The sequence below is a fragment of the Embleya sp. NPDC059237 genome (assembly GCF_042754105.1).
In the GTDB taxonomy this organism is placed as follows: domain Bacteria; phylum Actinomycetota; class Actinomycetes; order Streptomycetales; family Streptomycetaceae; genus Embleya.
The window spans coordinates 257,756-269,612 of sequence record NZ_JBHZAE010000009.1 but is presented as its reverse complement, the minus strand read 5'-3'; the positions used below and the strand labels follow the sequence as shown (position 1 = coordinate 269,612).

Here is an 11,857-nt window from a genome sequence, read left to right as displayed (position 1 = left end):
CAGCTGCCGCACCCTCATCCGTCCTCCCGACCTTCGGTGCCGACGCGGGCATGGCGAGGCAGTTCCACCGTGAACTCCGCACCTCCGTCAGGGCGGTTCGCCGCCCGGATGAGTCCGTCGTGCAGCCGGACGTTCTCCAACGTGATCGCCATGCCCAGGCCGCTGCCGGACGAACGGGTGCGCGCCGCATCGGCCTTGAAGAAACGCTCGAAGACCCGATCCAGGGTTTCCGCGGCGAGTCCGGGACCCCGGTCGGCGACGGTGAGTACGACCCAGTCGCCGTCGTCGCGCCGCTCGGCCGCCAGCGCCACCTCCACCGGCGGCGCACCGTGGCGCAGCGCGTTGCCGACCAGGTTGGCCACCACCACGTCCAGCCGCCGCGGGTCGACCTCGGCCCGGATCCCCTCCGGCAGCCGGGTCGTCACCGCGTCCCGCCACCCCCGCGCGGCCAGGCAGCGGCGGACCGCCTCCGCCATGTCCAACTCGTCCACGTGCAGCGCGGCGGCGCGCGCGTCGAAGCGGGAGATCTCCATCAGGTCGTCGACCAGCCGGGTGAGCTTGCCGGTCTCCGAGGAGATCAGTCGCAGTGCCGCGGCCGTGTCGGGGTCCAGGTGTTCGGCCGCGGCGTCCTCGTCCAGTACGTCGGTCACCGCGGTCATCGCGGCCAGCGGGGTGCGCAGTTCGTGCGAGACGTCCGCGGCGAACGCCCGGGCCCGCGCCTCCAGTCTGCGCAGCCGCGCGTCGTGTTCCTCCAGCGCCGCCGCGGTGTGGTTGAAGTCCTGTGCCAGCTCGGCGAGTTCGTCCCCGCCCTTGACCTGGAGGCGGGTGTCCAGGCGGCCCCGGGCCAGTCGCCGGGTGGCCCGCTGTAGGGCCCGGACCGGGCGCAGCACGCCGCCCGCGACGATCAGCGCCAGGACCAGCGCGGCCAGCACCGCGGGGATGGCGCCGTTGCGTGCGGCGCGGACCAGGGCGGCCTCCTCCTCCACCTGGGTCTGCATCGGCGTCATCACGTAGACCTCCACCCCGGAGGCGGTGGTCCGGCCCGTGCCACTGAAGGCGATCGGCACACCGACCGCGAGCAGCACCCGTCCGTTGCGGCGCACCCGTTGGAAGGCGGTCGCGGTGCGCCCGGCGACGGTGCCCCGCAGTTCGGTGGGGATCTGGCTCGGCCCGAAGTCGCGAGTGGTCGTCGCCCACATGTCCCGATATCCGACCGCCACCGCCCAGTGGTCGGTGCGGGTGCGGGGGTCCACGAGTGCGGCGATCCGCTCCAGCGCGGCCTGGTCGGGCGGGTACGGCGTCAACCGCGCGACGGTCTGGACCCGGTCGCGTACCGAGTGCACCGTCGAGTCCTGGGCCCGCTGCAACATCGCGCCGCGCGCCTCACGGTAGGTCAGCGCGGCCGTCGTCAGCGCGGCGAACATGGCCACCAGCAGACAGGCCGCCGCCAGCCGCACCCGCAGGCCGCGCAGCCCGCGCAGTACGGCACGCGGCGTGGCACGCAGCCCGCGCAGCCCGCCACCGGACCCACTCACAGCGGGCCGAACCGATAGCCGAAGCCGCGCACGGTCTGGATGTATCGGGCGGGCCGCTCCGCGTCCTCGATCTTGATCCGCAGCCGTTTGACACACGCGTCCACCAGTCGGCTGTCGCCCAGGTACGGGTGTTCCCAGACCGCTTCGAGCAGTTGGCCCCGGCTGAACACCCGGCCGGGGGCGGCGGACAGCGCCAGGAGCAGCCGCAGTTCGGAGGGGGCGAGGGGGATCGGCCGGCCGCCCTTGGACACGGTCAGCGCGGTGCGGTCCAGGGTCAGGTCGCCGTGCGCCTCCCGGCGACCGGCGGGCGTGGCCGAGTCGGCGCGCCGCAGTACCGCCCGGATCCGCGCCTCCAGGACCCGGGACTGCACGGGCTTGACCACGTAGTCGTCGGCGCCGGCTTCCAGACCCACCACGATGTCCATGTCCTCGTCGCGCGCGGTCAACATGATCACCGGCAGCGTGCCGGCCCGCCGGATCCGCCGGCACACCTCGAAGCCGTCGATGCCGGGCAGCATCACGTCCAGCACGACGAGGTCGGGATCGAATTCGGCCACCCCGGCCAGCCCCTCCTCGCCGCTGTGCCGCACCTGGGCGGTGTAGCCCTGTCGGCGCAGCCCGAGGGCCAACCCCTCGGCCACGGCGGGGTCGTCTTCGATCAAGAGCACACGAACCATTGGGTCAGTATCGAACAGCCCCCCACCCCGAATCCCGCACCACCGGCCGATCGCGCGGGTTGTGACACAACGGTCTTGTTCCCGGCCGAATGCGGTCATCCGAGGTCGCCATGGTCGATCCCATGAAGCCTTACGACGTCGCCACCACGCAGGCGACCACCCCGAAAACAACGAAAGCCGCCGCCGTGCCCAGCGACACCAGGGCCCACCGAGCCGGGGACTCCGGGCCCGCCCGGGTCCCGGCCGCCGCCACCCGTGTCACCGACCACGTCGCGGGTTCGGCTCCCACGTCGGTCCCGGTCACCGCCGCCCTGGTCTCGGCCCCCGCCGCCGATCCGGCCGCCGCCGGATCCGCCGCCATCGCCCCCGCCACCGCCACCGGCCCCGGCCCCGGCCCCGGCCCCCACCGTCGCGCCTCCGCGAAGCGCCCCGCCGCTCTCGCCGGTCGACGTCGGTCGTTGCGAGGGCCGGCCGCGCTGGTCGTCGGGGCGTTGCTCGCGCTGGTCGCCGGTTGTGCGGACGATTCCGGGCCGGCCACGCGTACCGCCCCGGTGACCGCGACCGTCTCCGCCACCGACGGCGACCTCACGCTCCAACCCGATTGGCCCAAGGACGGCCAGGCGGCGCTGTCCGTGGACGGCGCCCGCACGCCCCTCACCTCCGGCACCGCCAAGCCGACGCCGACCGCGAGCGTGGCCAAGGTGATGACCGCGTACGTCTTCCTCAAAGCCAAGCCGCTCGCGGCCGGCAGCTCGGGACCGTCCTTCACCATCTCCGCCGAGGAGGCCGCCCGCTCCGCCGACCGGCTGCGTCGCTCGGAGAGCCTGACCCCGATCACGGCGGGCGAGACCTTCACCCAACGCCGGGCCCTGGAGGCGCTGATGGTGGTGTCGGCGAACAACATCGCCCACGAGATCGCCCGCTGGGTCGACGGCGGCGACGCGGCGTTCGTGGCCCGAATGAACCGCACCGCCCGCGAGTTGGGCATGACGAACACCACGTACACCGACCCCAGCGGCTACGACCCCGCCACCGTGAGCACCGCCGCCGACCAGGTCAAGCTGTTCGGCGCGGCCATGCGCGACCCGGGCTTCGCCTCGATCGCCGGCGTCCCCTCCTACACCGACTCCGCCCGAGCCACCAAGCCCAACGGGAACTCGCTCCTGGGCCGGGACGGCGTGGTAGCCGGCAAAACCGGCTTCACCACCCCCGCCGGCGCCAATCTGGTCTTCGCCGCCGAACGCCAACTCAACGGCCGCAAGCACCTGATCATCGGCGCGGTCATGTCCCAGCACCGAGGCAAGACCGCAGCCGCCGCGATCTCCGAATCCGAAAAGCTCCTCACGTCGGTCGGAAAGCCGTAAGCCGTCAGCCGTCATCCCCACGCCCCGGCGCCCCGCGCCCCGTGCCGACCGCCCCGTACCACCCACCCCCACCCGGCCGAAATTCGATGGCCCCACCCCGCCCCTCCTCCTACAGTGACCGAGGCTCCCGCAAGGCTCGGGACCGGATCGGGCCCGGAGATCAGAAGCGGAGGGGACATGCGTACGCACTATCCCCGCACCCCGCACGTCCCCTGGTCCCCGGGCGCCGGCGCCGACGACATCCGGTCGGGCGATCTGTCCGCGCTCCGCGGCCTCGAGGTCGTGGTCACCGAGAAGCTCGACGGCGAGAACACCACGCTCTACTCCGACGGGCTCCACGCGCGCTCGCTCGACTCGCAGCACCACCCCTCCCGCACCTGGGTCAAGGGACTCCAGGGCCGGATCGGCGCGCGGATCCCGGCCGGGTGGCGGGTGTGCGGGGAGAACATGTACGCACACCACTCGATCGGCTACGACACGCTGGCGAGTTGGTTCTACGGCTTCTCGGTCTGGGCCGGCGACGACTGCCTGGGCTGGGACGAGAGCACGCGTTTCCTGCGCCGTCTGGGCATACCGACCCCGCCGGTGTTGTGGCGCGGCGTGTTCGACGAACGCGCGTTGCGTGCGATCCGGCTCGACCCCGCGCGGCAGGAGGGCTTCGTCGTACGCTCCGTCGAGGGTTTCCCCCGCGCCGAGTTCGGCCGCCGGGTGGCCAAGTGGGTGCGCCGCGGCCACGTGCAGACCGACACACACTGGATGCACGCCGCCGTGATCCCCAACGGCCTCGGCCCGAACGCCGCGCTCTGGGACGTGCGTTCCGGCGCCGAGCCCGACCTCCCCGCCCTGTTCCGCCTCCTGGGTCGGGACGAACCCACCCCCACCATCGTCGAGTTGGCGGCCGACGCCTGCGCCCGCGTCGACGTCCTGGGCCGCTCCGGCGACGCGCGACTGACCGGCGTACTCGCCGCCGCCCTGCACACCGAGCCCCGCGCCGCGCTCGCCGCCGAATCGGCATCGGCGCTCGGCATGCCCGCGGCCCGCCGGATCGCCGACCTGGTCGGCCTCCAGGCCCTGCTGCGCCGCCCGTTCCCGGACGACGAACGCCCGCGCGGGCTGGCCAGGTTGGCGGTCGCCGCCGACCTGGGCGTGCTGCACGCGGTCGCCGGCGCCGTGGCAGCCGCCCGGACCGACCCCGACACCGCCCCGGCGGACGCCGCCGCGGAATACGAGCGGGTCGAGTGGTCGACCCTGCTCGCCGCCGACGCCGGCCTCAGCGACGAGGCCCCCCTGGCGCCGCTGCGGGCCCGGGCCCGCGCCGCGTTCGCCGACCTGCCGCCGGACGTGGCCGACCGCTGCTGGGCCGAACTGCGCGACGCCCACGCCAAGGGCTGGACCATGCCACCCGAGGCGACCCGCCGGCACTGGTCCGGGGACTTCCCCCGGCTGGTGCATCTGATCGGCCGCTCGGGCAGCGGCAAGAGCACCTACGCCCGCCGACTCCCCGACGTCGCCGCCCACATCGCCCTCGACGACCTGCGCGAGGCCCGCGGCGCCCGGGCCGACCAGCGGGCCAACGGCGACGTGTTGCGCGAGGGTCTGGATCGCCTCGACGCCGCGCTCGCCGCCGGGGGTACGGTGGTCTGGGACGCCACCTCGCTCACCGGCCCGCAACGGACCGCGGTGTCCGCCATCGCGCACCGCCGCAACGCGCTGACCACACACACCATCGTGCTGGTCGGCGAGGACGAGCTGACCGCTCGCAACGCCACGCGCGAACACCCGATCCCGCCGGCCGTACTCGCCGCGCAGGGACGCCGGTTCGCCCCGCCCTACCCCGGACAGGCGAGCCGGACCCGGTACATCGGTGCCGGCGGCACCGTCGACGACGTCGCCGGCTCCCTGGACGCGGAGGAGGCGTGATGCGTACCAGCGAGGAGATCTACCACCGGGTGCGCTGGGATCCCCGATTCGACCCGGCCCGCTTCGTCCTGGCGGTCAGCCGGCGCGGCGCCGAGCCGAAACGCATCGCGCTGCCCGCGTTCGTCCCCGGCGGGGACATCCCGTGGCATCGGGTGTTGCGCATCGAGGCGGACGGCGAGGTGGTGTGGGATCGGGCCGAACGTGTGGACCGGATCGACACCTGCACCGTCGGCCGCGCACACGACCCGCGCCGCCTGCGCGCACCCTTCTTCACCGCACGCGAACCGTACGCGTTCGACCCGGCCAAGGGCCGCTGGCTGCCCGTGCCCGCACCGACAATCCCGGCGACATCAACAGCCGCGCCCAATCCCGGTGCCCCCGCCCGCATCCGTGTGCTGACCTGGAACACCCTCTGGGACCGCTACGACGCCGACCGCATCGACACCGCCCGCCGCCGACCACGCCTGCTCACCGCGCTGGCGGCGGCCGACGCGGACGTGATCGCGCTCCAAGAGGTCGAACCCGACCTGATCGCGCTGCTCACCGCCGAGCCGTGGCTGCGCGCGGCGTACACGATGGACACCGATCCCGCCGGCCGGGACATCGCCGACAGCGGACTGGTCCTGCTCAGCCGACTGCCGGTGCGCGAGGCCGGACGACACGTACTGGGCCCGTTCAAGGCCGTGGCGGCGATCACCGTGGACACCGGCGCCACGCCGCTGGTCGTCGCCGTCACCCACCTGACCAGCGACCACGCCCAGGACGGGCCCGGTCGCCGCCGCGTCGAACTCGCCGCGCTCGCCGACGGGTTCGCGGGCGTACCGGACGACCTGGTCGTGGTCGGCGACTTCAACGACGGCGCCGCCGGCCCGACCGGCCCCGCCGCCGCGCTCGGGCTGACCGACGCGTGGACGCAGGTACACGGCCCCGACGACCACACGCCCACCTTCGACCCGGGCGTCAACCCGCTCGCGGCCATCGGCTCCCGCACCGGCCGCGCCGCACGCCTGGACCGAATCCTGCTCCGCACGGGCACCTGGCGCACCGAAACGGCCGTGCTCCAAGGCGACGAGGCCGACCCCGACGGCCTGTACATCTCCGACCACTTCGGTGTCCGGGCCGACCTCGTGACCGGCGCCGACACCCGCACCGCCGTCCTCGACGCGGCCCCGACGGCACGCACCGCACTGGCCTGGCTGCCCCCGAAGCACCTGTGGCCGGACCTCCAGGCCCTCCGCCGCGCCCACGACCCGCAGGTGGACCGCTGGCCGCCGCACGTCAACATCCTCTTCGGCTTCGTCCCGGAGGCCGCCTTCACCCGCGCCGCCCCGCTGCTCACCGCCGCGGCAGCGCAAGTCGCCCCATTCGTGGCACAGTTGTCCGGCGTACACACCTTCGGCCACCGCGAGGACGCCACCGTCTGGCTCGACCCGGCGGCGGCCGACGAGGACGCGTGGACGCATCTCCACCGGACCTTCGCCCGCCACTTCCCCAACTGCCACGCGCACGGCAGGCCCTACACCCCGCACCTGACCCTGGGCCGCAGCGACAACCCCCACCAGACGGCGGCCACATGCGCGGCCCACCTGAGCCCGACGTCCACCCGGGTCGACACCCTGGTCCTCCTCTCCCGCCGCGGCGACGAGCCGATGCGACCCAGGGCCGTTCTGACCCTGGGCACGGGAACCCTGAGGTGGCTACCGGAACACCCCGACCACAAAGCCGACACCCACGGGCCGTCCCTCCCCACCGACCCGGAACGGGACGCGCACGCGCGGCGGATCGCTCGCCGCATCGCGGGGGCGTTGGACGAGGGCGTGGTGTCCGTGGTCGGCTCCCGGCGGATGGCCTGCGCCGCCCCCGACGCGGACCTGGACCTCGTCCTGGCCCTGCCCGGCACGATCGACCTCGGCGAGGTGGCGGCCCGGGTCGCCACCGCCCTGCCCGAGGCCGACGGCATCCGTCCCGTGGTCGGCGCCCGCGTACCCGGACTGCGCCTGAGCGTCGGCGACATGGCCACCGACCTCGTACTGGTCGGCACCGGACGAATCCCGCCCGCCGACGCGGTGGACCGCCGCGCCGAACTCGCCGAACCGGCCGCCGTCGCGCTGAGCGCGGTCACCGACGCCGACGCGATCCTGAGCGCGGTCGGCGCGGCACACGCGAGGTTCGCCGTACTGTCCCGGCAGGTCAAAGCCTGGGCGCACGCACGCGGCCTGGACTCCGCCCCCTTCGGCGGACTCCCGGGCGTGGCCTGGTCGATACTCGCCGCCCGAACCACCATCGACGCCGCACCCGACGCCACCGAGGGCGACCTGCTCCGAGACTTCTTCGCCGGCTGGGCCGCATGGGACTGGCGCACCCCGGTAAGCCTCTCCCACCGCGGCGCCCACCCGGAACCCACCACCACCGCCCGCGCCGAAGCACCAATGTCGATCCTGACACCGAGTCACCCGGTGCGCTCCTGCACCGAACAGGTGGCCTCCGGCGGTCGCGACCTCCTGACCGACGAGCTGTACCGCGCGTGGGAGATCCTGACCGCCGCGGAGTCCGAGGGCACCGACCCGTGGTCCGAGGCAACCGAACCACCCCCGCTGCACCGCCGTCACGCGGCCTGGCTGGTCCTGACCGTACGTCCCCCCTCTCCCGACGAGTTCGCCGCGACGACCGGACGACTCCGGGGCCGCGTGCGCTCGTTGCTCAAACTCCTTGAGGAGGCCGGTATCCGGGACGCCCACGCCTGGCCCCGCCCCTTCGACGCCGGCACCCGCTACGCCATCGGCCTCGGCGCCGCCCCGCCCACCGCCGCAGACCTCGCCAAGTGCACCGACCGCTGGACCCGTTCCCTGCCGGGCGTCGCCCTCACCCACACCGACGGCGGCGCGATCCCGACCCTCACCTGATTCCCGGCCGCCCCGCTCGCCATCGCTCCCGCCGGTTTCGCACCGATTCGATGCCTTCGCACGGTTGTCATACCTCGCCGCGAGGCGTAGAAGAGAGAGGAACGCACCGCCGGGGGGATTCGGTGTGCTTGGCGAACTCCGCTTCGCGAACTCCGCTTCACCAAGTGCCACTCGGCCCGGCGGTGATCCCGGACGTTCCCCGCGAAGGGAGCCAGGCATGTCGGCAGAGCCCGTTCATCGATGCCCCGTTCTCGACCCCACCGCCCGAGCCGCACACGCCGAAGCCGCCGCGCTGCGCGCGCGGGGCCCGGCCGTGCTGATCGAACTCCCGGGCGGCGTGAAAGCCTGGGCCATCACCCGGCACAGCGTCATCCAGGCGCTGACGCTCGACCCCCGAGTCTCCCGCGACTTCCGTCGGCACTGGCCGGGACTGGCCGACGTACCCGCCGGATGGCCACTCGCGCCGGTCGCGCTCCAGCAGGGCTTCGTCAACAGATACGGCGAGGACCATCGCCGACGACGCGCCCACGTCGCCCCGTCGTTCGCGCCGCGCCGCGTGCAACGTATGCGGCCACAGGTCCAGGCGACCGCGGATCGCCTGGTCGAGGCCATCGCCGCGGTCCCGCCCGGGGAAAGCGTCGACATCCGCAGCACGTTGTCCCTGCCGCTGACCATGACGGTCATCTGCGACCTGCTGGGCGTGCCCGACACCATGCGCCGCACCCTCGGTGCCGCGATCGACGCGATCCTGGACACCGCGGCCGACGCCGCCACGGCAATCGCCTACCAGGTCGAACTCCAGGCCGGATTGAACGAGTTGCTGGACCACAAACAACGCAACCCCGGCCTCGACGTGACCACCGACCTCCTGGCCACAACACAGGACCGGACCGCCGGCGCCACCACCGGCACGACCCCACCCGTTCGTCAGGAACTGCTCGACTCACTCTTCCTGATGCTCGGCGCCGGCTACGAAACCTCGGTGAACCTGATCACCAGCGCCCTGTACGCGCTGCTCTCCCACCCCGAACACCTGGACCGGCTCCGGGCGAAGACCATCGACTGGGACGACATCATCGAGGAAACCCTGCGCCACAACGGCCCGGTCATGTTCCTCCCCATGCGCTACGCGATCGAGGACATCGACCTGGGCGAGGGAGTCACCATCCCCCGGGGCGACCCGATCATCATCGGCTTCGCCGCCGCCGGCCGGGACCCCGCCGTGCATCCGAACGCTCCCGACACCTTCGACCCCACCCGCGCCGACAAGTCCCACCTGGCCTTCGGCCACGGCCCGCACTACTGCCTGGGCGCCCACCTGGCCCGCCTGGAAGCCGAAGTGGCCCTGACCACGTTGTTCGACCGCCTGCCCCACCTGGCCCTGACCCACCCGGAGCTCCCCCCGCCCCCGGTCCCCTCCCTCCTGGTCAACGGCCCCGCCCACCTGCACATCACCCCCACGCCGGTGTCACCGGCGCAGGCCGGGTGATTCGACCGTCATCGCCGCCGGCGGGGCCGTGGTCCGGTGGTCGACGGCGATCAGGAGGTCACCCGTCAAGGGGTGGTCCAGGACGGCCGCCCTGATGCCGAAGACCTCGGCCAGCAGGGCCGGGGTCAGCACCTCCCTCGGGGTGCCCGACGCGCGGACCCGGCCCTCGTGCAGCACGTGCAGGCGGTCGCAGACCGAGGCCGCCGCGTTGAGGTCGTGCAGGGCGATCAGCGTCGTGCGGTCCTGGGCCCGGAGGAGGGTGAGGAGTTCGACCTGATGGCGTACGTCCAGGTGGTTGGTGGGTTCGTCCAGGACCAGGACATCCGGCTCCTGGGCCAACGCCCGCGCCAGCAGCACCCGTTGGCGTTCGCCGCCGGACAGGGTGGCGAACCGGCGGCCCTGGTGCTCCTCAACGCCGGTTTGCACCAGCGCGATCAGTACCGCCGCGCGGTCGGCGGCGCTGTCCCCCGCGAACGCCTTCTGGTACGGGGTACGGCCCATTGCAACCACCTCGCGCACCGTGAACTCGAAGTCGCTCTCCCGCTCCTGCGGCAGTGCCGCCACGTGCCGGGCCGCCGCGGCCGGAGTCATCGACCGCAGGTCGCGCTCGCCCAGCAGGACCCGGCCGCCCTGCGGCTTCAGGTGGCGGTAGACCGTGCGCAGCAGGGTGGACTTTCCGCTGCCGTTGGGTCCGACCAAACCGGTGATCTCCCCGGCGGCGGCGATCAGTTCGACACCGGCCAGGATGTCCCGCCCGGCCAGCACGACCCGCAGGTCCTCGACGGTGATCCGCATCGCGTCGTCGGCGGCGGCCGTCGCCTCGCCACTCATCGGGTCTCCAACCGTCGGTCGAGCAGGAGCAGCAGCACCGGTGCGCCGATCACGGCCGTGACCACACCGATCGGCAACTCCTGAGTACCGATCGCGGTTCGGGCCAGGGTGTCGACCGCGACCAGCAACACCGCGCCGAACAGCGCCGACACCGGCAACAACCGACGATGATCGCCGCCGATCAGCAACCGGCACACGTGCGGGACCATCAGCCCGACGAAGCCGATCGCCCCCGACACCGAGACCAGCACCCCGGTCAACACGCTGGTCACCGCGAACAGTTCGCGCCGCAACCGGGCCACGTCCACACCCAGCCCGGCGGCCGTCTCGTCGCCCATCAGGAGCGCGTTCAACGCGCGGGCGCGGGCTTGGAGCACGAGCAGGCCGAGCCCGACGGCGGCCGTCGGCAGCGCCAACTGCTCCCACTGGGCGCCGCTCAGACTGCCCATCAGCCAAAACAGCACGCCGCGCGTCTGCTGTTCGTCGCCCGCCTGCAGGACCAGGAAGCTGGTGAACCCGGACAGGAACTGGCCCACGCCGATCCCGGCCAACACCAGGCGCAACGGGGAGAATCCGCCGCCGCGCCGGGCCAGCACCCACACCAGCGCGAAGGCCGCCAGTGCGCCGGCGAAGGCCGAGGCGGACAGGCCCCAGCCGAGCACACCGCCCGTGCCCGCCCCGAGCACGATCACCGCGATCGCGCCCAGCGAGGCGCCGGAGGAGACGCCGAGCAGGTACGGATCGGCCAACGGATTGCGCACCAGGGCCTGCACGGCGGCGCCGACCAGGCCAAGGCCCGCGCCCACCACGGCGGCCAACAGGGCGCGTGGCAGTCGGAGTTGCCACACGATCAAGTCCCGCGTACCGGCCTGCGGCGGCTCACCCCGCAACCGCCGCCCGACCACCGACCACACCTCGCCGATCGGGATGTCCACCGACCCGAACGACACCGCCGACGTCAACGCGACGACCAGCAACACCGCCAGCACCGCAACGACCCACGCCGTACGGGCCGTACCCGCCGGACCGGCCGAATCACCCGCACGGCCGGAGCCGGCGGCATCGGCGGACCCCGGCGGAACGACACCCTCACCCGCACGACGGCGATTCCGCAGCTCGGACACCGAACGCACCCGCG

8 protein-coding genes are annotated in these 11,857 nt (G+C 73.4%); 4 read left to right on the top strand and 4 right to left on the bottom strand.

Annotated features, from left to right (window positions below; all coding sequences use genetic code 11):
• Nucleotides 1-14: 14 nt before the first annotated feature.
• Together ACFXKZ_RS27825 and ACFXKZ_RS27820 are read right to left on the bottom strand one after the other, a co-directional pair.
• Nucleotides 15-1,424 carry an ATP-binding protein gene (locus tag ACFXKZ_RS27825; RefSeq protein ID WP_380003895.1) on the bottom strand — a complete coding sequence of 470 codons (1,410 nt, stop codon included), beginning with the start codon at nt 1,422-1,424 and terminating at the stop codon, nt 15-17.
• Between the two features lie 107 nt (nt 1,425-1,531).
• Nucleotides 1,532-2,212, bottom strand: coding sequence for a response regulator (locus ACFXKZ_RS27820; RefSeq protein ID WP_380003752.1), 681 nt, complete (start codon nt 2,210-2,212; stop codon nt 1,532-1,534).
• A 122-nt stretch (nt 2,213-2,334) separates the two neighbouring features.
• Between ACFXKZ_RS27820 and ACFXKZ_RS27815 the strand changes: the two genes are divergently transcribed.
• The 4 genes from ACFXKZ_RS27815 (at nt 2,335) to ACFXKZ_RS27800 (ending at nt 9,888) form a co-directional block, all read left to right on the top strand.
• On the top strand, nt 2,335-3,576 hold the full coding sequence (locus ACFXKZ_RS27815) for a D-alanyl-D-alanine carboxypeptidase family protein (RefSeq protein ID WP_380003751.1): 1,242 nt from the start codon (nt 2,335-2,337) through the stop codon (nt 3,574-3,576).
• A gap of 177 nt (nt 3,577-3,753) precedes the next feature.
• Nucleotides 3,754-5,496: an RNA ligase family protein gene (locus ACFXKZ_RS27810; RefSeq protein WP_380003750.1), complete on the top strand. Its 1,743-nt coding sequence runs from the start codon at nt 3,754-3,756 to the stop codon at nt 5,494-5,496.
• Complete coding sequence (locus tag ACFXKZ_RS27805) at nt 5,496-8,399, top strand: poly(A) polymerase (RefSeq protein WP_380003749.1); 2,904 nt, start codon at nt 5,496-5,498, stop codon at nt 8,397-8,399. Before ACFXKZ_RS27810 ends, ACFXKZ_RS27805 begins: the two co-directional genes overlap by 1 nt.
• Before the next feature lie 217 nt (nt 8,400-8,616).
• Nucleotides 8,617-9,888 carry a cytochrome P450 gene (locus ACFXKZ_RS27800; RefSeq protein WP_380003748.1) on the top strand — a complete coding sequence of 424 codons (1,272 nt, stop codon included), beginning with the start codon at nt 8,617-8,619 and terminating at the stop codon, nt 9,886-9,888.
• Here the strand turns inward: ACFXKZ_RS27800 and ACFXKZ_RS27795 are convergent.
• Nucleotides 9,868-10,683: an ABC transporter ATP-binding protein gene (locus tag ACFXKZ_RS27795; protein ID WP_380003894.1), complete on the bottom strand. Its 816-nt coding sequence runs from the start codon at nt 10,681-10,683 to the stop codon at nt 9,868-9,870. The two genes, ACFXKZ_RS27800 and ACFXKZ_RS27795, sit on opposite strands and share 21 nt — an antisense overlap.
• 32 nt (nt 10,684-10,715) lie before the next feature.
• The gene (locus ACFXKZ_RS27790; protein WP_380003892.1) at nt 10,716-11,708 is read right to left on the bottom strand and encodes a FecCD family ABC transporter permease; all 993 of its coding nucleotides are present in this window, start codon (nt 11,706-11,708) and stop codon (nt 10,716-10,718) included.
• Between the last annotated feature and the right edge of the window lie 149 nt (nt 11,709-11,857).